This is a genomic window from Acinetobacter sp. F-1 (assembly GCF_022869025.1).
GTDB classification, from domain to species: Bacteria; Pseudomonadota; Gammaproteobacteria; order Pseudomonadales; family Moraxellaceae; genus Acinetobacter; species Acinetobacter pseudolwoffii.
Window position 1 is genome coordinate 13229 of sequence record NZ_JAJKFX010000002.1, and the last position, 22269, is coordinate 35497.

Below are 22269 nucleotides of genomic sequence, written 5' to 3' on the forward strand. Positions count from 1 at the left end.
AAGTAAGCAAATATACAGAAACAAAGTAAGCAACTTATGTACTAAATGCTTTTTTGTGAGCAAATTTAGTGTTAAGCTTAGTCATATTCTTGCTCAGGATTAAAAAATGTCGCAAAAAAAGAGCGTAATTTTTCAGAATTTACTTCCTGTGATCAGACAGTATCAACAGCTAGGATTTACCCATGAAAGAATTGTTGCTTTACTCAGAGATGAACATCATCTCGATCTGGTAACAACTGAGACATTTAAAAGTTATTTATACCGTTATGCAAAAGTGACCTCCACTCTTTCCGAGAACATCAAAATGCCGAACACTCTCCAAACCCCTCGCGAAATTAAGAAATCGTCTAAGCTCGAGCATGTTTGCTACGACATTCGCGGGCCTGTGTTACGAGCGGCCATCGAGATGGAAGAAGCGGGTCATAAGATTATCAAACTGAACATCGGTAACCCCGCCCCATTCGGTTTTGAAGCACCACAAGAAATCATCAATGATGTGGCTTTAAATCTGCCAAATGCCATTGGCTATACAGATTCTAAAGGGATTTTCCCGGCACGTAAGGCGATCTGCCAGTATTACCAGCAAAAAGGCATTTTGGATATGCACGTCAATGATGTATATATCGGTAATGGTGTCTCTGAACTGATTGTCATGGCCATGCAGGGTCTATTGGATGATGGCGATGAAATGCTGATTCCAATGCCGGATTATCCGCTTTGGACTGCGGCAGTCAATCTGTCTGGCGGTACGGCGATTCATTATAAATGTGATGAAGAAAATCACTGGTATCCAGACATTGTCGATATGGAAAGTAAAATCACGCCAAATACCCGTGGTATTGTGATTATTAATCCAAACAACCCGACCGGTTCGGTTTATCCGCGTCATGTCTTGCAACAGATCGTGGACTTGGCCAAGAAGTATGACCTGATTTTATTTGCTGACGAAATCTATGACAAAATCATCTATGACGGTATCGAGCATGTCGCTGTAGCTGCCTTGGCAGGTGATCAGATTTGTGTATCATTTAACGGGTTATCAAAGGCTTATCGTATTGCTGGCTTCCGTTCTGGCTGGATGGCCATTACTGGCAATAAAACACGTGCAGCAGACTATATCGAAGGTCTGGACATGCTGGCATCTATGCGCCTGTGTGCCAACCATCAGGCGCAATATGCAATTCAGACTGCGCTGGGCGGCTATCAGTCCATTAATGACCTGATTCGTCCGGGTGGCCGTTTGTATGAACAGCGTAATATCGCTTGGGAAATGCTAAACGAGATTCCTGGGGTGTCCTGTGTCAAGCCTGAGGGTGCGATGTATTGCTTCCCGAAACTGGATCCGAACGTTTATCCAATTCAGGACGATGAAAAGCTGATGCTGGACTTGTTACGTGCCGAGAAAGTACTTCTGGTTCAAGGTACAGGCTTTAACTGGCCGACACCGGATCATTTTCGTGTGGTGTTCCTGCCGGCTGAAAATGAACTGCGTGAAGCCCTTACCCGTGTTGGCCGTTTCCTGGCCAAGATGCGTTAATTCCTGAAATAGACAACATAAAAAACCGCATTTCTGAATGCGGTTTTTTATTTCTCTCCATATTCAAAGTTTCGACTTATAACATTTTAAAAAGTACAAAGACTTCCTGAAGCACAAATTCCTGCACTCAACGGTTTCTTATCAAGTGATTTCTCCTTAATCACGAAGATTCATGTTATTTTTTAACCAAATATAAAACTTTATGAGTACACGGATGTCCTCACACACAATTAAACTCAGCCTGTTTCTCTGCCTTAGTATGTGCTTGGGGATTGGCATTCTTCGTTTCTCTTATACTGCGCTGTTACCGGGTACACGAGAAGCCTTTGGCTGGAGTACAGATTTTGCCGGGCTTTTGGGCAGTGCCAATTTACTGGGCTATTTAATCGGTGCCTATACCGCCATGCGTCTGCCTCAAGACCGCAGTATGAGCAGGTATATTCAAATTTCAGCTTTTGCCGGTATGTTCAGTCTGATATGCTGTGCATTTTCTGGTTTCTCTGAAGTTTGGTATATCGTCTGGCGCGTGATTTCAGGAATCAGCGGCGGGCTGATGATGATCTTATCGCCGAGTGTAGTCGCGCAGTGCTGTGAGCTTCAGGATCGTCTTAAAATCAACTTTATCGGTTTTAGCGGAATCGGATTAGGTGTATTAATTGCAACCCTGTTTCTGCCTTATCTGGATCAGATTTCCATACAGACTGCCTGGCTGATCTTATGTGGCTTTGCCCTGCTCATTTGTCTATGTTTAAGTGGACTTATCCAAAAATTTAAGCCTTATTTGTCCGTACAAGCACCTTCGACTACCTCCAAGATATCTTTGAATAGCGTCTTTTATAGCTTACTGGCTGTCTACGCGTGTAGCGCCTTTGCCTATATACCGCATTCGCTCTTCTGGATTGATTATTTAAGCCAGCAGTTGGAATTGAGCTTGTTCTGGATTAACTTCAACTGGATTCTTTATGGATTTGGTAGTGCTTTAGGTGCCTTCAGTGCTTATGCACTGGCCAGAAAATTCGGTAACTTTGCTGCCCTGAAAATTCTTTATAGTCTTTATATTGTGGCTATTTTTATTGCGACTCTAGAGGGCCAAGCATTGCTCACGTTGAGCTCTTCCTTTTTGACCGGCATGCTAAACCCTGCTGTGGTCTTCCTGACCTCTTATACCATTTTGCAACTGTATGGGCTGGCGTATAAAAAACTCTGGAGCATTGCCACCTTGTGTTTCGCCTCTGTTCAGCTGATTGGCGGACTCAGTTTTAGTGCGCTGCAATATTTTGGCTTGAGCTATCATCAACAGTTCATATTAGCTGCATTTGTTCTTTTATTAGGAACATTACAATTATTCTGGTGTACCCGTCCTGCCAGATTCACTCCTGAAACACAACCCCATCCAGTTTCTGCTCAAGGAGAAGGCACTAAATAAGGATATGGATTGGTCGCCCCTTGCCCGCTCAGATAAATCCCGTAATGTAGATGTGGCGGAGTATTTTTAGCATTTCCAGTATTGCCGACATAGGCAATCACTTCGCCCGCTTCCACCCAGTCGCCTTCCTGAATATGCTCAGCATAATCATCCAGATGCGCATAGTAATGCTGACTCATATCAGGACCTGTCACCCAGATAACTTTCCCGCCCAGATTATTGGTGCCAATTTTACGTACAATACCTTGGGTGGCACTTAAGACAGGTGTGCCACGCCGAGCAAAAATATCTGTCCCTTCATGTTTACGGCCTGCACTGCGCGCAGCTCCCCACGTATCATTAATTTGACGGACTGTAATACCTTCGACCGGAATCTGTAACGGTGCTTCTAATTGAGTCTTTTTCAGTTGCCAATAAAGATAAGGACTTTTCCATCCTGCTGCTTCACCTGAAGGTGGTGGCTGACAGGCGGTCAAGACAAAGCATACAGATAAAATTAAGCTTAAAATCCGAAAAAATTTCACCAATATTATTCGCATTTATTTTAGAAAGATGGTTTTTATCTTAAGCAGAACAGCACAATTTAAAGTCGTAATCTTGTAATTTTTTGAATGATATTTTTATAAAATCAATGATATAACAACGCCCTTATTTAAGGGCGTTGTTATGGAAGGTAGCTAGGAATTACTTACGTTTTTTTGCACGGGAGGGTTTCGCTGGTTGTTGCTGTTGCTGTTGTTGCTCTTCAGTCTGAGCGCTGTCCTGCTTGTCCTTTTGTTGGACCTGCTTATGTTTCGCTTTAGATTTGGCCATATTATGTACTCCTTCGGAGAAACGTCTCTATCACTGGAAGTTCCATTGATCACTCTAACGTTTTTGGAAAATATGCCAATCATCGAGCTGTATCCAAATGCGTCAATGTAATAATAGGTTGGCTAAGTGATTCAACTCAGAACAAATCCTGTTCTGGCTCACTACAATCTTTACGCAAAGTTGCAGCTTGATACTCATTTTAACTTTTGGGCGTTTATCAATCAGAATTTAAGAAAATTTAATTCCCCTGAGAAACCTGCGATTAATATAGGTTTTAATTAGGAGAATCAGGCTTTAATGAGTTAAGTATATCTGCAATAGTAGGATGATCAAATTCAAAAAAAGCTCGCAGTCTTGCGCTTGACCTCCAGCGCAAGACTGCGTGAATGTTCGCTCTTTGGCTATTTTTATAGCTAAAATCTTCTTTATGATCAGGTCAGGACTTCTTTCTAGTAGTTCATGTTTAACGCACAATTTAGTTCAAGGTGATTCTAGTCATGTCCATTTTTCTCTTTGATTAACTTAATAACCTTTTTTACTTCTGACAGATTCGATATCTATCTGATCCAAGCATTTGAGGGCTTACTACTCTATACTTTTAAACTGTAACATCTACCACAGCCTGTATTGTTGGTGTAATATCAGCACCAATTTCATTCCCTTTGATACATGGGACAATTGGATTATTTGCTAGGTTGAGTGACAGGTCTGCATTAACGGTAATTTGGCACCATCCGCAGGTACTACGATCTTTTGATATTCTATTCTTCATATTTTTCCGAATGCTACTGACAAACCTAAAAATAATTGCCAATTAGGCAATACTTTCAACTGTTCTTAACGCATAATATTCTAATCCAGATTCGTTGTTTTTGAGATTTATACGGGAAATAACCAAATTTCCCTTTAAAATAAGCCTCTACATTTTTTAAGTTTATGTAATTATAGAAGTTATTTCCTATGAAAATCGTCATTTTAAACAAACCCTATGACGTCCTCTCCCAATTCCGCCCAGATGAAAAACACCAAACCATGGCTGATTTCATCGACGACAAAGATTTACGTCTTGCTGGTCGTCTGGACATGGACTCAGAAGGTCTGGTTTTTTTAACAGATCACGGTGGTCTGAACCAGTACATCACCAATCCTGCCAATAAAAAGTTTAAAACCTATATGGTGCAGGTTGATGGTGATGTCACCGAAGAAGCACTTGAGCAGCTTCGTAAAGGTGTGGAACTTAAAGATGGCATGACCCTTCCAGCCAAAGCTGAAAAAGTATCTGAACCGGAATGGTTGTGGGAGCGTAATCCTCCTGTACGTTTCCGTGCATCTGTCCCAACGTCTTGGGTTGAGATTTCAATTTGTGAAGGCCGTAACCGTCAGGTTCGTCGTATGACCTCTGCGGTGGGCTTCCCTACACTGCGTTTAATCCGTACTAAAATTGGTGATATTGACCTTGTACGTATGGATATTAAACCGGGTGAAACCAAAGAAATTGAACCTTTACTTTATCCAGATTTCCAGAATGTTCCTGCTGAAGAGCCATACCGTTCACGTTCTTATGTGAAAAAACCGGGTGGTACGGGTGGTAAGCCAATGGTTCGCAAGAACAAAGATGGTTCAGTGAAAAAATCAGGTACCAAACGTATCTGGCAAATGGACGAAAGCGAAAAGCCGAAACGTCGTACCAATGGTACAACTCGTCCAAATACCAAAGCACCTCGTGGTCGCGGACGCGGTCGTGGTTAAAACCCAGTCTGCTCATCAGGTAGGGACAGGCTAAAGATCACGCCAGACGGTGTATTTTCTACAGTTGTCTGCCCCTGATGGAGCTGCATGATCGACTGTACAATGGCAAGGCCCAGACCACCCGTCTGGGCTTTTTCGTGCCGGCTGTCATCGATCTGATAAAAACGCTCAAATAAATGCGGATGGTGCTGCTCTGCAATCCAGACTTCTGGCGTCAACACTGATATTTTAATCCTGTGGTTGAGTCGCTGTGCAGACACAATAATCTCACTCCCAGGCTGACCATAAGTAATGGCATTGCTGATCAGATTGGCGACTGCGCGCTGTAACAATACGGTGCTGGCTGTCAGACTTAAATCTGGTGGAACATCCACTTTTAAATGCATCTGCTTCTCTTCGGCCAGAAAGCTGAAGTACTCAAGCAATTCTTGCAGCATGTCATTTAGATTGAAACGCTGTTTTTCAATCGCATATCCGCCATGTTCTACCCGGGCGATAAACAGCATACTTTCAATCATCTGGCTCAGGCGTTCGTATTCTTCCAAGTTGGAATAGAGCAGATTTTCCAGCTCAGCAGGTTCGCGCGACCGCGATAACAGAATCTGTGTCTGCCCGATTAAATTGTTTAATGGGGTGCGAAGTTCGTGTGAAATATCCTCAGAAAAACGTGCCAGCTGCTGATACGCAGCCTGAATATTAGCGAGCATATCGTTCATGGCCTGACGCAGCTCTTGAACCTCAAGCGTATTACTCTGAACATCGATGTGCTGATTGGGCTGCTGAATATTGACCTGTGCTGTAGCCAGCATCAACTGGCGCATGGACTTGAGAATATAGCGTCCTGCCAGCCAGGCCATCAAGGTCGAGAGCAGTATACCAAGCAGACTATAGAGCACCAGTTTTGATAAATAGCTTGCCAGTATCCTTTGTCCCTCTGCCAGCTGCTTACCAGCCACCAGTTGATAACTGCGACCATCAAACTGCACCTGTTTAAAAGCCAGTCGTGTCGAAGGCTGTTCAGCCTGATTATTCTGAAACTGTAAGGCAGAAGTATAGTGCAATGCCGGAATATGAATCTGCAAAGGATTGATTTCAATCAAGCGATTATTCTGATGTTGCAGCAGCAGTAGATTATCTTCTTGCCCCAGCATGTTTTCATATAATTTGGGATGCTGAACCAAAAGCTCAAAACTCTGGGCATCTTCAAGAAATATTTCAATTCGGGAAATACGTGCAGCCAGTGCCTGATCCTGCTGAGCCTGAATCATCTGTTGCATATTTTGATAAGACAGTAACGCCACACTCAAAAAAACCACGCAGGACACCAATGCAAACGCAATACTCAAGCGTGTTGCCAGCGGTAATAAGATAGGATTGTTCATGGGTATTCGTCAAGTTTATAACCCATACCGCGTACGGTATGAATCAGTTTTGGCGTGTAATGATCATCAATTTTGCTCCGCAGCCTGCGAATGGCCACATCCACCACATTGGTATCGGTATTAAAATTGATATTCCAAACCATGGAAGCAATCTGGCTCCGGGTCATCACCTGCCCCTGATGCTCCATCAACAGTTGCAACAGCGCAAATTCTTTCTGGCTTAATTCGATCTTTTGTTCATTACGATATACTTCATGCCTTAGGCGGTTCAATACCAGACCAGCAACCTGATAGGCCTCCTGCTCCAGTCGCGGCACACGGCGCAACAGACTTTTGATCCGGGCCAGTAACTCAATATAGGAAAAAGGCTTGGTCAGATAATCATCGGCGCCAAGCTCCAGGCCTTTTACCCGATCTAGCACATGATCGCGTGCAGTGAGCATCAATACCGGAATCTGGCTAAAAGTTCGCAAGGTTTTCAGCACCTGCCAGCCGTCCAGATCTGGCAGCATTACATCCAGCAGTACCAGATCAAATGACTGTTGCTGTAAACACGCCAATGCCAACACGCCATTTTCAGCAATGGCCGTGCTATAACCTGACTCACTCAGTCCTTTTGCCAGATATTCAGCAATCTTGACTTCATCTTCTACAATTAAAATATGCATGTCAGTAGTTTAGCTGTTTTTAGCTATGCCTAGATTACAAATTGGTAATCTGATTGTCATGCTGCACTGGCGTATTTCTTTCTACAATAGCAACAGTATTCAATTGCATGAATGACAAGTATGAAAAATTCAATCACCAAAACAACCCTAGCCTTGTTCAGCAGCTCATTACTACTCAGCTCACTGGCACATGCAGAATTAAAAACAGCACCAGTCATGTCGCTAGAAGCAGCAAAGCTTATGGCCAGCAATGTCATGTTGGCCTGCCAGAAACAGGCCAAGCCCGCAGCAGTCGTGGTTCTGGATCAGGGTGGTAATCTGCTGGCTAGTCAACGCCATGAATCTGTCGGCATTCACAACCTGATCGCAGCAGAACGCAAGGCCTTTACCGCGTATTCAACGAAAACCAGTACGCTGGATTTTATGCGCAATGCCCAGAACAATCCGGACGCACAGAACCTGAATAGTTTGCCTGAACTGCTGTTACTGGGCGGCGGTGTACCTGTTATGTACCAGAATCATATTTTAGGTGCTGTAGGTGTTGCGGGTGCAGGCGGTTCGGAACAGGATCATCAATGTGCCAATAGCGGCATTCAAAGCACTTTAAAACAGCTTTAATCTATTTAAATAAGTCTTATTGGTTTCTTTTATTCAATATTACTTCATCCATCTACTGAGGAATACAACATGAAAAAAATCCTGCTAGCAACCCTTGCGAGCACCGCAGCCACGCTTTCCTTTGCACAGAATCCACTTAGTGTGCATGTTCTGAATCAGGAAACAGGTTTACCTTCCGCAAATATTGCAGTTACTTTGGAAGCACAGCAAGGTGAGAAATGGGTCAAGCTCAATGAAGCTGAAACAGATCAAAATGGCCGTATTAAAGAGCTATATCCAAAAGATACCAATCTGCAAAAGGGTATTTATAAAGTGACCTTTAAAACGGGTGACTGGTTTAAGGCCAATAATCAGCGGACATTCTTCCCTGAAGTACCGGTGGTCTTTATGATTGATGGTGCTTTAGAGCATTATCATATTCCACTGTTATTGAGCTCTTATGGTTATTCGACTTATCGCGGTAACTAAGCTCTTTCACTTAAGGCCCATCTTATTGGGCCTTATTCTTTTACTTGTTATTCTTGTGCTGGAATGCTATTCATGACTCATATTAAATGAATTTAAAAATAAAACGTATCTCAAACAAGGAGCTTTGCAATGGATCAGCAAGTCAACCAGATGTTTAATCAGGATCGATTAATCCAGCATCTTGGTGCACACCTTGTTGCTTATAGTCACAATCACGCAAAAATTTCGCTGAAAGTCACTGAACAACATTTACAGGGTCACAAGACCTGTAACGGCGCAGTGATTTTCGCACTTGCAGATGCGGCATTTGCCATTGCCTGTAATACAGGTGAACATCCGGCTGTTGGTCAGCATTGTGGAATTCATTATTTAAAATCAGGAGTTCTTGGCGATACATTGACTGCTGTAGCAGAACATAGGGCCAGCAGTGGCCGTAGCGGAATTTACGATATTCAGGTGATAAATCAGCATGATCAAATTGTGGCAGAGTTCCGCGGTACGTCTCGACTGATCATCAGATAATTTTCAAAACTTGATGCAATAAAAAACCGATGCCTAAGCATCGGTTTTTAAAGTTTGAAATTTAATTAAGCTTTCAACCACTTTTCAGCTTTAGTCTGATCTTCAATTTTCAGTTCAACTTCGGTCAGTTCAGAACCAGCTGCCTGAACGTCAAAACTCATCAGCTCGTCACGACGAAAAGCATGCATGGTATAAACACCTTCCTGTTTTGCATAACTTTCCATTAACTTCATCGTTGCTTTTAAACCATCAACGGCAATAATCACATCATTGGCAGAAAGGCCAGCTACTACAGCAGTACTATCACGACGCGCCGACTGAACCAGTACACCTTCCGGCTTATCTACCAGTTTTAAACCGAAAGGCAATGACTTGTCATTTTTCAGGTTATAACCGATACCAAACTCAGGCAATAACTGATCCAGTGGCAATTCATCTGTGGTATTAATCAAGTGATTAATCTGCTCTGACCAATCATCACCGGTCAGCTCTTTGCATAATTCAAAGATCGTCCGCTCATGTACCTGAACACCCTTTTGTGCATTTTCATACAAACGGCGCATCAAGGCATCCAGACTTGAACCGCGTAAACGCAAACCTAAGTCTAGGCACAATGCAACCAAACAACCTTTGTTGTAATAGCTGGTGCCGGCATTATTCGAGTTTTCATCCTGACGGTAGAATTTCACCCAGGCATCAAAACTGGATTCAGACACCGACTGAATCGCACGACCCGGATTCTGCAAGTAACGATCAATCTGCGCTTTTAATAAAGCAATATATGATTCCTGGTTAATCACGCCACTGCGTAGCAAAATCAAATCATCATAATAAGAAGTGAAGCCTTCAAAGATCCACAGCAAAGACGTATAGCCTTCACGGTTCAAATCATAATTGACAAAATTTTCAGGGCGAATAAATTTCACCAACCAAGAATGGAAATATTCATGGCTACATAGGCCGAGGAAACGCTGATAATCTTTGGAAGGTTCTTCAGGCTCATTGGCCTTCGGCAAGTCATCGCGCGGTGAAATCAGGCTGGTCGAGTTTGGATGTTCCAGACCACCATAACTATTTCCGGTTGCCATGGTCATAAAAGTATAGTCAGCAAATGGCGCTGAACCGAACATGGAGATTTCTGTGCTACAGATTTTCTCAATGTCCTGCTGCATACGTGCTGCATTCATCGCATGCTTGCCGGACACCACAAACTCATGCGGAATACCATTCGCTTCAAAACTGAAACGGGTTTGCTCTGCCAGTTCAAACGGTGCATCAATCAATTCAGCATAGTTTTTGGCTTTCAGGGTGAAACGGCCCTTGACCAGACTTTTGGATTGCATGCCGGTTGCCAGTTGGAAATGCTTTAACTCATCTGGCAGGAAGATTTCTAATTCAATCTCTTTATTTTCCTGACCTTCTAGCCCCAAGCATGCACAGGCCGGGTTGACATAGAGACGGTTTTGATCCACATATGCACCACGAACAGACAGGTCGTAGGCATAGACATCATATTCAACCGTAATCAGCTCATGATCGGTATTGAATAAACGCCATTTGTTCTTTTCAAATTTCTGGATTTGCAGTTGACGTCCATCTTCATCATAAGCTTTGACCGCCTCAATGTGTTTGGAAAACTCTCGAATCAAATAACTTCCCGGAATCCAGGTCGGTAATGATAAGATCTGCGTCGGGTCTGCCAGAAAGCGAACAGTCACGTGAATAAGGTGCTGACGATAATCGTCAAATTCGATTTGATAATGCAACATAATGGGCGATATAAAATGAAAATAAATGAGGTATAGCTTAGCTTAGCATTTTTTAAGCCAAGATGGTTTAGCTGTCTTATTTGTCTACATTTACGACTAGCTATCTGTATAAAAAAGGCATAGCATGCCTGAAAATTTAATCGTTCAACGCCCGACGGGTTATTAAGGAACATCCTTGAAATACATCATCTCACTGATTGCGGTATTCAGCTTATTTATTTCTGCATTTTCACATGCTGCCTTACTCAATATTCTGCCTGAAAGCGTTGAAGCTGAAGCCTGGACTATTCTGGATTCACAGTCTGGTCAAGTCATTGCAGAACACAATGCCGATGTGCAACGTGCGCCGGCTTCGCTGACCAAAATGATGGTGGCTTATATTGCCTTAAAGGAAATTGAGGCCGGAAAATTAGATAAAAATGAAGTTTTAACTGCCACATCTGTGGTTAAAAATGTCATGTGGGATGAGTCACAGATGTATCTGAAAGAAGGTGATCTGATTACAGTCGATCAGCTTCTGGCGGGTTTGATTATCATGTCTGCCAATGATGCAGCGTTGACGCTGGCTGAGAAAATCTCGGGGAGTGTTCCCCAGTTTGTAGAGCGGATGAATCAGGAAGCCAAAGCACTGGGCATGCAGCATAGCAATTTCCAGAATCCGGCCGGCATTACCATGCCCGAGCATTATTCGACTGCTGCCGATTTGGCCCGACTCTCTATGGCGGTGGTGAATGAAACCCCGGATTATCTGTATTATTCCAAACAGCCAAGTTTCACTTATAACCAGCATTTCCATCGTGCCACCAACCGTGTACTTCAGGTCGACCCAAGCGTAGATGGTTTAAAAACCGGTTTTACCCGTGCGGCCGGTTATAACCTGGCGCTGACAGCCAATCGTGTTACAGCAGACTTTGAAATGCCGAAGCGCCGTCTGATTGTGGTAGTGCTAGGCACTAAAAGCGCCACAAAGCGCGCTGAGATATCGCATAAACTGATGAATCTGGCTTATACCTATACCCGCAATGAAGTCGCGATCAAAGATCAGCAACTGTTGGCTGAATTACCTGTAATTAAATCCACCTTAAAAATGTTTAAGGTACAAACCAAGCAGCCGCAGATTATTACTACCTCGCTTTATGATCAGAGCTATAGCATTGACCTGAATCAGTTTGATCAGGCCCATCAGCGCGTCATGCTAAATACAGGTGATGGCGCTTTAAAAAGTATCGAGCCACTTCAGGAAACCCAGACCCATATCAATGTTGAAATGAAGGCATCTGAACTCATTGCGCCCTTAGCCAGCATGATGCCTTTGGCCACGATTCAGATTTATCAAAATAATCAGTTAATTCGCACCATTCAAATTGAAGATCATGTCGAAATTGAAGAAGCCAACCCATTGCAGAAGTTCTTTAGCTGGCTGCAAGGTTTATTCAGTTTCTTTTCAGACTCAACACCCGGCGTAAAACTGTATCCTCTAGATCAATAATCCTCTCAATATCAAGTAATTCTTCAAGCTAGAAGCGCTGATGTAGCCTTCTAGCTGATTCATGATCTATCCCAAATGAGGCACCCCGCCCGAAACGCAGCAATTATTACCCGCTCTCACAGAATTGCTACGTTTTGTAATGTGTATAACAATTTTAATCAAGACGCGATTTAGCACATGCCATAGTATATTTTCTCTCTATTTCTCTTATTTTTATTAAAAAAATAAACAGGTTAAGAACGCATGACAGTACATAAAATCGTGATTGTGGGTGGTGGCGCTGGTGGTCTGGAACTGGCGACACAACTGGGTGATAGCCTGGGTAAAAACGGCAAAGCCCAGATTATTTTGATTGATCAAAAACTGACACATCTCTGGAAACCGCTGCTACATGAAGTCGCCGCAGGTACCTTAAATCCACATCAGCAAGAAACCAATTATTTTGCCCATTCTGCCGCGCATCATTATGAATTTGTTTTGGGGACATTCACCAGTCTGGATCGCGAAGCGAAACAGATCATCGTCGAAACAGAATATTTCTCTAAAAAGAGTGAGCCCAAGAAAAATCAGCGCATTGGCTATGACACACTGGTACTGGCTTTAGGTTCAACCTCAAATGACTTTAATACCGAAGGGGTCAAACAGTTCTGTCATTTTCTCGACAGCCGGCAGCAGGCAGATATCTTTCAGCAGGATCTGCTGCACCTGTATTTAAATGCTCAACATGAGACTTCAAGCCGTGAGCTGAATATTGCCATTATTGGTGCCGGTGCGACTGGGGTAGAACTGGCAGCGGAGCTGGTAGAAGCCAAACAGAATTTCTTTCAATATGGCTTAAACAAGGTCGATCCCAACAAAGTCAAAATCACCTTGATTGAAGCCGCGGATCGTATTCTGACTGCACTCTCGCCTAAAGTTGCTGCAAATACCATGAAACAGTTAGAACAGTTCGGTATTGAAGTCTTGACCAGTCATCGAGTGGCCAAGGTCGATGAAGACAAGATTTATTTTGCCGATGGTTCCAGTCTGGATGCTGAAATCAAAGTCTGGGCCGCAGGGATCAAAGCGCCGGAAGTCTTGGCACAACTCGACGACATGGAAAAAGACCATATTCATCGGCTCAAAGTTTATGCCACGCTGCAAACCAAATCTGATCCAAGTATTTTTGCATTTGGTGATTGTGCGCATTGCCAGCCCGCAGCAGATCAACCCGTCTTGGGCCCACGAGCTCAAGTGGCCAGCCAGCAAGCCAGCTTTCTGGCCAATGCTTTAAAAGCCCATGTCAATGGAGATAGCTATTTGCCAATGTTTAAGTTTTCTGACAAAGGCTCCCTGATTTCCTTAAGTCAGAATAAAGCTGTGGGGGAATTGCTGGGTCAGGTCAATGTGCAAGGCTTTGTCGCCAAAACCATGTATGTCTCTTTATACCGGATTCATCAGGCGACCATTCATGGTTATGCCCATGCCGGTATTTTGACTGCAAAAGATTTAGTTACACGAAAAATTTCTCCAAAGCTTAAATTGCATTGAAATTCCAGAATTTGGCCCAATCAATGAAAAAATCGTCAATAAAATTGTCAAATTGCGTTTTTTTGCTAATTTTAGTCTACAAAAATGCAATTTCACTTTATGATGTACCCTTAAAAAATTGAATGGATCAATTCACATGACTGCTATTGCAAATAACCTCGTGGTTTCTTTCCACTACACATTGACTAACGCAGAGGGTGAAACTCTCGACCAATCTCAAGGTGAACCACTTGCCTATTTGCACGGTGCAGGTAACATCATCCCAGGTTTAGAAAACGCGTTAGAAGGCAAAACTGTGGGTGAAAAATTCACTGTTAATGTTCCTGCTGCTGAAGGTTATGGCGAATATAACCCTGACCTTGTACAAGAAGTTCCTGCGCAAATGTTCCAAGGCGTAGACAACATTCAAGCAGGTATGCAGTTCCAAGCTCAAACTGATGACGGCGTGCAAATCGTAACTGTTAAAGCAGTTGAAGGCGATAATGTTGTTGTAGATGCGAACTTCCCGCTTGCTGGTCAAGACCTGACTTTCGAAGTTGAAATTGTATCGATTCGTGAAGCTTCTCAAGAAGAATTAGATCACGGTCATGTACACGGTGCAGGTGGTCACCAGCACTAAGATCTTCTGATCGAGTGTAAAAAAGGCAAAGTGAAAACTTTGCCTTTTTTATTGCCGCCAAAATATTCATTTTAAAATGGAGAATAAAAAAGCAGGACCATGGCCCTGCTGTTTAAATCCGATCAAGAGATCCCTTTAGAGAATAATCGCTGGATTATTTGCGTTGATTATAAATCTGCATGGCTGCTGGTAACTGTTGACGCATTTGTCCAATACGCTGGCTGTTCGATGGATGCGTAGACAGGAAGGTTGCGCCATTACTGCCACCAAGTTTGTTCATTTTTTCCCACAAGGTAATCGCTGCATTCGGGTTATAACCTGCGCGTGCCATCAGCATCAAGCCCCCCTGGTCAGCACGGCTTTCCAGATTACGCGAGTATGGCAGGCCAATCCCGATCTGACTTCCTAATTGCGCTGCTGCTGCGCCACCCTGGCCCACACCAGCTGCATTCAGACCAATGCCTAAAGCCAGGTCGGTGAGCGCCTGAGCACCAATTTTCTGCTTAGAATGCTCTTCTAAGGCATGTACCATTTCATGACCCATAATTGCTGCAATTTCAGCATCGGTCAGATTCAGCTTATTCACAATACCGGTATAAAATACCACTTTACCACCCGGTGCAACAAAGGCATTAACCTGATCGGACTTGAGCACAGCCAATTGCCACTGGAATGCTGTACCAGTCTGGTTCATTTGGTTCGCAATCGGCTTTAAACGGTTAAATACGGTATTAATACGTTTATAGGTCGCTGAACTGGTGTCCAGTTGACCTTTATTTCTGGCATCAGTGACCATGGCATTATAGCTTTGTGTCGCAGATGCATTTAAGGTCGCAGAATCAGCCCCGGCAATATCCGCAATAGTGGTACAACCCGACAATGTCACGACTGTGGCAGCCGCCATACCCAATAAAAATTTATTCTTCATTATAATCAACTCTACCTTAGCCCAAGCTTAATTTACATTGTAAAAATTATAAGTGAAAGCATACAGGAGCTAAACGCTTAATTACTCCATCTTCTTATAAATTCTGTAATTTTTAAGCCAAGTACTGTATCGCCAACCAATAAATCAGACAGATAATGTTCAAGCCCAGATAAACCTGGCTTAAGGGTTTTATTTTTTGTTCCAGAATTTCATCTTTACGTTTAAAAAATAAATAGGCGTTTTGCAATAAAATAACAGGCACCAGCACACAGGCAATAATGACACTCAGGCCGACCAGTGCATTATAAATAATCTCAGGATTTTGAGTTTGCGCGCGAATAATCATCATAGCGATGGTGGGTGCCCCGCCCATGGCGAACAACAATGAATAAAACATGGTCGCCGATATATTTTTTTGCATCCTTTCGCTCATTTTTTCTTTCTTTATATATGGCTATGTTAAAGCACATTTTGTCACAGCACCGATGCAACTTTAGTCTTGAGCCAAATTTATAGTTTTTGGATATAAAAAACCCATCCGGAGATGGGTTTTATCATTCAAGCTTTAATCAAATGAAGATCAAGCATCAAACGGGTGGCGAAGAACGATAGTTTCTTCACGGTCTGGACCGGTTGAAATGATGTCGATTGGACATTCAATCAGTTGCTCAAGACGTTTTACATAGTTCAATGCAGCTTGTGGCAACTGATCCAGCGATTTTGCACCGAAAGTTGACTCAGACCAGCCTGGCATTGTTTCGTAAATTGGTTTTAAAGTTTCGAATGCAAGCGCATCAGAAGAACCGACACAACCAGAATCTGCAGCTTCATAACCGACACAGATTTTCACTTCTTCTAAACCATCAAGAACATCAAGTTTAGTCAGGCAAATACCAGACAGTGAGTTTACATCTACTGAACGACGTAGAATTTCAGCATCGAACCACCCACAACGACGTTGACGGCCAGTAGACGCACCAAATTCATTACCAATGGTACCAAGGTGTTTACCAACCGCATCACCCACATCGTTTGCAGCGTCATAAACCAATTCCGTTGGGAATGGGCCTGCACCGACACGAGTGGTATAGGCTTTGGTGATACCCAGTACATAATCAAGGTGCAAAGGACCCAGACCTGAACCTGAGCTTACGCCACCAGCAGTGGTGTTTGAAGATGTCACATACGGGTATGTACCATGGTCAACGTCAAGAAGTGAACCTTGCGCGCCTTCAAACATGATGTTGTCACCGTTTTTACGGTAGTTATGCAGTTCAGTTGTTACGTCTACAACCAACGGCGCAACAACCTTACGCCATTCGTCGCAAAGTGCCAGTACGTCTTCTAGCTTAACTGCTTCAACACCATAGTATTGAGTAAGCTGGAAGTTATGGTAATCCAGAAGCTCAGTTAACTGGGCAGTAAGATGTTCACCGCCACGTACCAGATCAGCAACACGAACTGCACGACGCGCCACTTTGTCTTCGTATGCAGGACCGATACCACGACCTGTTGTACCAATCTTCGCATTACCACGTTTTTTCTCACGTGCTTGGTCCAGTGCGATGTGGTTTGGAAGGATCAGTGGACAGTTTGGAGAAATACGTAAACGCTCTTTAACAGGAACGCCTTCTTTTTCAAGAATGTCCATCTCTTTGATGAGCGCTTCAGGAGAAAGAACAACACCGTTACCAATTAAGCACAATACGTTTTCACGTAAAATACCAGATGGAATGAGGTGTAAGACAGTTTTCTTACCACCCACCACCAGAGTGTGACCTGCGTTATGTCCGCCTTGATAACGAACGACCGCTGCCGCTTGATCTGTGAGCAGGTCGACGATTTTACCTTTACCTTCGTCGCCCCATTGGGTACCAAGTACCACAACATTCTTGCCCATAATAGCCTCATTGCATCATGCTGTTAAAGTTGAAAGCCCCGCTCAGTGACATGAACACTGAGCCAAGCAATTTAAATCGTTTTGACTGTCCACTCACCATCTACGTTCACCAGCTGGTGCGTCGCATATGGAATTGAGTTTAAATCATCATTACCGAGTAACTGAATTACACTTAAGCCTTGTGCTCGAATACTCTGAATCGCATTCAGAAGTTCTGCATCGACACCTTTAGGTGCAACTACCACGTGTACAGCGTCAAACTGACCTGCGCTTAACGCATATAAGTCACAAGAGAAACCTGTGGCAGGACGCGCACGACCGAAATGTTCACCAATGCCATCATAACGACCGCCTTGTGCCAGTGCTGCTGCACGATTCGGTGCATAGACTGCATACATCAGACCAGTATGATAATGGTATGAACGCAATTCAACCACATCAATCCCAATACTCAAGTTTGGCCAACGGGCTTGAACCTGATCTTTGGTAATTTGTAAGGCATCAAAAGCTTGCTTGAAGGCTGGATTCGCCAACACTTCAGCACTTAAATTCGCCTGTAATGCGTCCAGATCGCTGGCATAGCGGCCCAGTGCATAAAAGTCCTGACCAAATTTCAGTTCTGCCGTAAATTCTTCCAACTCTGGCAAGGCCTTACGTTGGTATAAATCAGACAGTTTACGTTCAGCAACTTTGTTCAAACCTGCTTGAGCCACCAGACTGCGGAATAAGCCGACATGACCCAAGTCCAGATGGATTCCGTCTGCCAGACCTGTTTCCTGAATCAGACTGATCATTAAATCGACCATTTCTACATCGGCATCGATGCTGTCTGAACCAAACAGTTCGGCGCCTAACTGCAAAGGCGCACGCGAGGTATTAAAACCGCGTGGTTTGGTATGCAGAACGGTACCTGCATAGCAGTAACGCGCCACACCTTCCACTGGATGTACATGTGCATCAATACGCGCCACTTGTGGTGTCATATCGGCACGCACACCAAGCAAACGACCAGAAAGCTGATCGATGACTTTAAAAGTGGCTAAGTCTAAATCTTGATTCGATTCTGAGAGAGAAGAGAGAGATTCGATGTACTCAATGAATGGCGTGTACACCAACTGATAACCTCGAGATGCAAGGAAATCCAGTGATTTACGGCGCAAACTTTCAATGACTTGCGCTTGTTCTGGTAATACATCAGCTACACCATCAGGTAATAACCATGTCTCTGAAATGGGCATGTTGTAAACCTAAATTCTTGTCAGCGCGGAACGAATCCGCATAAAAAAATCGGGAGCACACCCGATTTCTCCTAGTCTAGCACGATAGTTTTGGCTGTGCATCGCAAAATTTTATAATTTTTACTCTCTTATGCAATGAGCCACAATTGCGTCAACTATCAGCGTTTTATCGTGTATGACCAACACGCGCTATAAACAAAAAATCATTTTAGACCAATGGCAATGCGGTGGTACTTTTTACCGTTTGCAATGGAATTTCGGTTTTTACACTTTGGATGCAGGGAATTTGAGTCAAATGATGAATCTGAAATTTACGATAGGCATCCAGATCGGCCACCACAATTCTTAAAAAGAAATCACAATCTCCCGCCATTAACTGGCATTCCACCACTTCCGGCATCTCCTTGATCGCTTCAACAAATTGATCGACCACGGCGGCTTCTTGAGATTTAAGCCAAACCCGTGCAAATACACTCATTGCCAGATTGACTTTTTGCGGATTGAGTAAGGCGACATACTGTTCAATGACCCCATCATCTTCCAGTTGCTTGACTCTTCTTAAACATGGAGATGCAGACAGACCAATCAGTTGTGCCAGTTCATTATTTTGCAATTTTCCGTTCTTTTGCAGTTCATGCAAAATGCGTTTATCAATTTGATCCATCTTGTTACTTTAGTATTTAAAACTCCTTGAAGCCAATTTAGCGCAATTTAATTCCAAATCAAATTTAAATTGCATGCACTACAACAGCAAATAGCCCGATTATCGCTATAAAATACGGTTCAATATTGAAGTCCTCAGGTCACTGACATGCTTTTGCTCAGACAAAGCAGCACGCCCGCGCTCGCGCATACAGATTTCAGCGAATTTCAGCGCGGCATGAAAGATTCTATTCCTATGCTTTTAGGAATTATTCCCTTTGCTTTGGTGCTAGGTGCGACTGCGATTCAGAAAAATTTCAGTGTGCTGGAAGTGCCTTTGCTGACTGGACTCAATTTTGCCGGCGGTTCTGAATTTGCCATTCTGGAAGTCTGGACCAGTCCACCCAATTTATTCATGCTGCTGTTTATTACCTTTTTGGTGAATAGCCGGCATTTGCTGATGGGTGCAAGCCTAGTCCCGTATTTAAAACATCTCCCGAATCGCAAAGTATTGCCGGCCCTGTTTTTTATGGTTGATGAAAGCTGGGCCTTAAGTCTGGCGGATGCGCAAAGAAAACAGGCGCAGTGGGGTTATCGGGCTGCTTTTAGCATGCCCTACTATGCCGGTTTATGTTTCTGTCTTTATCTGATGTGGGTCGGTTTTACCACACTGGGCGCGATGCTTGGACCTGTTTTAGGCGATATCAACCGCTGGGGCTTTGATATGGCCTTTCCTGCTGTATTTCTGGTGTTGATGCGAAGCATGTGGAAAGGCTTGAGTGCAGCCCGGCCATGGCTAGTAAGCCTGATCTGTGCTGCCCTGGCTTATTTATATTTGCCTGCTGGCTGGTATGTGCCGATAGGTGCCCTAGCCGGCATTGTGTCTGCTTTTTTCTTGATTGGTGAGGAGGAAGCATGATTGAGATGAGTACATTACTGGCCATCCTGCTGATTGCGGCAACCACCTATCTGACCCGGATTCTGGGCTATGTCTTATTAAAAAATAAAACGCTGACACAACGTCAGCGTAAAATCATGGACGTTGTGCCCGGCTGTGTCCTGATTTCAGTCATCGCACCGTATTTTGTACGCGACAACCCTGCAGATCTGATCGCTTTGGCTTTAACCCTGTTTGCCGCTACGCGTTTTGGCTTGCTCCCCACAGTTGCCATCAGCATGGTGTCTGCAGCCGTCTTAAGAACTTTTCTTGTCTAGCCCTCAAACAGAATCCTTTATATGATTTCTAAAGGGATTCTGTTTATTTCTGTGGGTCTACGACCTTGGTGAGCAGGCTGACCAGCTCTGCATTTTGCAACTCGACCTGCTGCAGTTTGGTTGTAGTCTGATCCAGCACTTCCTGCTGTACATGCATTTTTTTAGCCAAGTCCTGCATGATTTCCAGGGTCTTTTTTAAATTTTCTTCCAGATGCGCGACTTTCTCTTCTACCGGCACGCCCTCCATGACACCTGAACCATCATTCTGATTGAACTGCAGCCAGATTAGAAAAATCACTGCCAATGTGAGCAGTATAATAAATCCCCAAACCAACATCATATGCTTGCTCTTATTTCATTTTATTGGCTTTATCTTAACGAAAAATCATGCAGATGATGCAAATAATTCAAACACTCGCGCTGCTTTTCGATCAATTACGCGCAAATTCTATTAAAACAACGCATATCAAGAATGTTTAAAGCAAAAAAAGCACCGTATATCGGCACTTTTCAGGCTTAGCAAAGTCAAACTTAATGAAAAGATTCACATAAATCCAGCAAGCGGTTGGCATAACCCCATTCATTGTCATACCAGGCAAAGACCTTGGCCTGTTGCCCCACCACTAGGGTTTGGGTCAGGTCAACGATCAAGGAATAAGGGGAATGATTAAAATCACTCGACACCAAAGGTTCATCCGTTACTGACATGATTTCTGCAAAATCCTGTCGCGCCGCCTTAATTAACACTTCATTCAGTTTGTGATCGGTAATCGGTGACTGGGAAACAAAGGTCAGATCAATTGCTGCGACATTAATGGTCGGCACCCGAATTGAATAACCGTCAATCCGATCTTCCATTTTTGGCATAACCCGCTTTAATGCACCCAGCGCACTAGATGTGGTGGGAATAATATTGTGTCCTGCTGCCCGTGCACGACGCAAATCACGATGCGCCTGATCCAGCACAGATTGATCTGCGGTCACCGCATGGATTTCGGTCATTAACGCACTGCTGATGCCAAAAGCATCATCGAGAATTTTGACCAGCGGTACTAAGGCCTGAGTGGTACAGGACACACTGGAAATGATCTGGTCGGTGGCTTTGACTTCGTGATGATTGACACCATACACAATCGCAGCATCTACAGTATCAAAAGGTGCGGCGCCAATAATCACCCGTTTCGCCCCTGCCTCAATATGCTGGGTCGCAGCTGCACGGGAACGGAACAGCCCGGTACATTCCAGCACTACATCTACTTCAAGTTTTTGCCAGGGAAGCTGCGCCGGGTTGGCTTCACACAAAACCTGAACTTTTAAGCTGGCATCCTGATAGCTGAGATGCAGATAAATATGTTCGGCATCATAGCTGACGTCTACCTGTCCCGGAAAACGGCCATGGGTTGAGTCATATTTAAACAGATGAATTAAGGTTTCAACATCAGCAATATCGTTAATGGCAACGATTTCAAATTTAAAATCTTTCGGATTTTCAAACCAGGCACGCAATACATTACGTCCAATACGCCCAAATCCATTGATTGCCACTCGTTGCATGACTCAACCTTTTATATGCCTATTTTAAAACTCCTCTATGTTAAAGGATTTCTTGCGCAGTACATGAAAAACTTCAGTGAAAATATTGATTTTCGATTATTTTATTTCTGATACATCGCCCAGTATTCAGATCTTTTAAAATTCTGATGCTGTGTAAATAGATGGATATAACCGAATTGTTCTGAATAGAAAATTCATTTTA

General features: G+C 43.6%; 23 protein-coding genes and 1 pseudogene. 11 read left to right on the forward strand and 13 right to left on the reverse strand.

Annotation, left to right across the window (positions count from 1 at the left end; genetic code table 11):
- The first annotated feature begins 106 nt into the window (after positions 1-106).
- Positions 107-1537, forward strand: coding sequence for a pyridoxal phosphate-dependent aminotransferase (locus LOZ91_RS01950; protein ID WP_005170285.1), 1431 nt, complete (start codon positions 107-109; stop codon positions 1535-1537).
- A gap of 214 nt (positions 1538-1751) precedes the next feature.
- A complete protein-coding gene (locus LOZ91_RS01955) occupies positions 1752-2963 on the forward strand; it encodes a YbfB/YjiJ family MFS transporter (RefSeq protein ID WP_244782586.1) in 1212 nt (403 codons plus the stop codon).
- On the opposite strand, the gene LOZ91_RS01960 is transcribed toward LOZ91_RS01955, so the two are convergent.
- From LOZ91_RS01960 to LOZ91_RS01965, 3 genes and pseudogenes are all read right to left on the reverse strand, one after another.
- On the reverse strand, positions 2942-3502 hold the full coding sequence (locus tag LOZ91_RS01960; RefSeq protein ID WP_244782587.1) for a M23 family metallopeptidase: 561 nt from the start codon (positions 3500-3502) through the stop codon (positions 2942-2944). The two genes, LOZ91_RS01955 and LOZ91_RS01960, sit on opposite strands and share 22 nt — an antisense overlap.
- A 145-nt stretch (positions 3503-3647) precedes the next feature.
- Positions 3648-3776, reverse strand: coding sequence for a hypothetical protein (locus tag LOZ91_RS14585; RefSeq protein ID WP_005097413.1), 129 nt, complete (start codon positions 3774-3776; stop codon positions 3648-3650).
- 610 nt (positions 3777-4386) lie between these two features.
- Positions 4387-4541, reverse strand: a pseudogene (locus LOZ91_RS01965) (NADP-dependent isocitrate dehydrogenase); the annotation flags it as partial.
- Between the two features lie 195 nt (positions 4542-4736).
- Between LOZ91_RS01965 and LOZ91_RS01970 the strand changes: the two are divergent.
- Entirely contained in the window at positions 4737-5525 is a 789-nt protein-coding gene (locus LOZ91_RS01970) for an rRNA large subunit pseudouridine synthase E (RefSeq protein ID WP_005170277.1), read from the forward strand.
- On the opposite strand, the gene LOZ91_RS01975 is transcribed toward LOZ91_RS01970, so the two are convergent.
- Positions 5522-6907 (reverse strand): heavy metal sensor histidine kinase, encoded by a 1386-nt coding sequence (locus tag LOZ91_RS01975; RefSeq protein WP_100357729.1) that lies wholly within the window; start codon positions 6905-6907, stop codon positions 5522-5524. The two genes, LOZ91_RS01970 and LOZ91_RS01975, sit on opposite strands and share 4 nt — an antisense overlap.
- Positions 6904-7575, reverse strand: coding sequence for a heavy metal response regulator transcription factor (locus tag LOZ91_RS01980; RefSeq protein ID WP_100355844.1), 672 nt, complete (start codon positions 7573-7575; stop codon positions 6904-6906). The genes LOZ91_RS01975 and LOZ91_RS01980 overlap by 4 nt, the downstream gene beginning before the upstream one ends.
- Positions 7576-7695: 120 nt before the next feature.
- Here LOZ91_RS01980 and LOZ91_RS01985 point away from each other — a divergent pair, with 120 nt between their 5' ends.
- From LOZ91_RS01985 to paaI, 3 genes are all read left to right on the forward strand, one after another.
- Positions 7696-8193, forward strand: coding sequence for a heme-binding protein (locus LOZ91_RS01985; RefSeq protein WP_244782588.1), 498 nt, complete (start codon positions 7696-7698; stop codon positions 8191-8193).
- Positions 8194-8262: 69 nt separating this feature from the next.
- Positions 8263-8661, forward strand: a complete 399-nt coding sequence (gene uraH, locus LOZ91_RS01990) for a hydroxyisourate hydrolase (protein WP_100355846.1) — start codon at positions 8263-8265, stop codon at positions 8659-8661.
- A gap of 129 nt (positions 8662-8790) precedes the next feature.
- The gene (paaI, locus tag LOZ91_RS01995) at positions 8791-9183 is read left to right on the forward strand and encodes a hydroxyphenylacetyl-CoA thioesterase PaaI (protein ID WP_074383292.1); all 393 of its coding nucleotides are present in this window, start codon (positions 8791-8793) and stop codon (positions 9181-9183) included.
- Positions 9184-9248: 65 nt separating this feature from the next.
- On the opposite strand, the gene LOZ91_RS02000 is transcribed toward paaI, so the two are convergent.
- Complete coding sequence (locus tag LOZ91_RS02000; protein WP_244782589.1) at positions 9249-10952, reverse strand: M61 family peptidase; 1704 nt, start codon at positions 10950-10952, stop codon at positions 9249-9251.
- Between the two features lie 175 nt (positions 10953-11127).
- Here LOZ91_RS02000 and LOZ91_RS02005 point away from each other — a divergent pair, with 175 nt between their 5' ends.
- The 3 genes from LOZ91_RS02005 to slyD all read left to right on the forward strand — a co-directional run bounded on the left by LOZ91_RS02005 (position 11128) and on the right by slyD (position 14590).
- Entirely contained in the window at positions 11128-12441 is a 1314-nt protein-coding gene (locus LOZ91_RS02005) for a D-alanyl-D-alanine carboxypeptidase PBP6B (RefSeq protein WP_005170266.1), read from the forward strand.
- 243 nt (positions 12442-12684) lie between these two features.
- Entirely contained in the window at positions 12685-13971 is a 1287-nt protein-coding gene (locus LOZ91_RS02010) for an NAD(P)/FAD-dependent oxidoreductase (protein ID WP_244782590.1), read from the forward strand.
- A 136-nt stretch (positions 13972-14107) separates the two neighbouring features.
- Entirely contained in the window at positions 14108-14590 is a 483-nt protein-coding gene (gene slyD / locus LOZ91_RS02015; protein ID WP_005097432.1) for a peptidylprolyl isomerase, read from the forward strand.
- A gap of 154 nt (positions 14591-14744) precedes the next feature.
- Here the strand turns inward: slyD and LOZ91_RS02020 are convergent, their stop codons facing one another.
- The 5 genes from LOZ91_RS02020 to LOZ91_RS02040 form a co-directional block, all read right to left on the reverse strand.
- The gene (locus LOZ91_RS02020) at positions 14745-15518 is read right to left on the reverse strand and encodes a M48 family metallopeptidase (RefSeq protein ID WP_005170263.1); all 774 of its coding nucleotides are present in this window, start codon (positions 15516-15518) and stop codon (positions 14745-14747) included.
- A 112-nt stretch (positions 15519-15630) separates the two neighbouring features.
- A complete protein-coding gene (locus LOZ91_RS02025; RefSeq protein WP_074383295.1) occupies positions 15631-15939 on the reverse strand; it encodes a hypothetical protein in 309 nt (102 codons plus the stop codon).
- Positions 15940-16098: 159 nt separating this feature from the next.
- Positions 16099-17418 carry an adenylosuccinate synthase gene (locus tag LOZ91_RS02030; protein ID WP_005170258.1) on the reverse strand — a complete coding sequence of 440 codons (1320 nt, stop codon included), beginning with the start codon at positions 17416-17418 and terminating at the stop codon, positions 16099-16101.
- Between the two features lie 71 nt (positions 17419-17489).
- Positions 17490-18656 (reverse strand): ATP phosphoribosyltransferase regulatory subunit, encoded by a 1167-nt coding sequence (locus tag LOZ91_RS02035; protein ID WP_005170256.1) that lies wholly within the window; start codon positions 18654-18656, stop codon positions 17490-17492.
- Between the two features lie 208 nt (positions 18657-18864).
- Complete coding sequence (locus LOZ91_RS02040; protein WP_005097437.1) at positions 18865-19320, reverse strand: Lrp/AsnC family transcriptional regulator; 456 nt, start codon at positions 19318-19320, stop codon at positions 18865-18867.
- A 147-nt stretch (positions 19321-19467) separates the two neighbouring features.
- Between LOZ91_RS02040 and LOZ91_RS02045 the strand changes: the two genes are divergently transcribed.
- Positions 19468-20217, forward strand: a complete 750-nt coding sequence (locus LOZ91_RS02045; RefSeq protein ID WP_074383298.1) for an AzlC family ABC transporter permease — start codon at positions 19468-19470, stop codon at positions 20215-20217.
- Positions 20214-20513, forward strand: a complete 300-nt coding sequence (locus tag LOZ91_RS02050; protein ID WP_005170250.1) for an AzlD family protein — start codon at positions 20214-20216, stop codon at positions 20511-20513. The genes LOZ91_RS02045 and LOZ91_RS02050 overlap by 4 nt, the downstream gene beginning before the upstream one ends.
- 43 nt (positions 20514-20556) lie before the next feature.
- Here LOZ91_RS02050 and LOZ91_RS02055 read toward each other — a convergent pair whose 3' ends face one another.
- A complete protein-coding gene (locus tag LOZ91_RS02055; RefSeq protein WP_180075041.1) occupies positions 20557-20853 on the reverse strand; it encodes a hypothetical protein in 297 nt (98 codons plus the stop codon).
- 191 nt (positions 20854-21044) lie between these two features.
- Complete coding sequence (gap, locus tag LOZ91_RS02060) at positions 21045-22067, reverse strand: type I glyceraldehyde-3-phosphate dehydrogenase (protein ID WP_180097040.1); 1023 nt, start codon at positions 22065-22067, stop codon at positions 21045-21047.
- Positions 22068-22269: the final 202 nt, after the last annotated feature.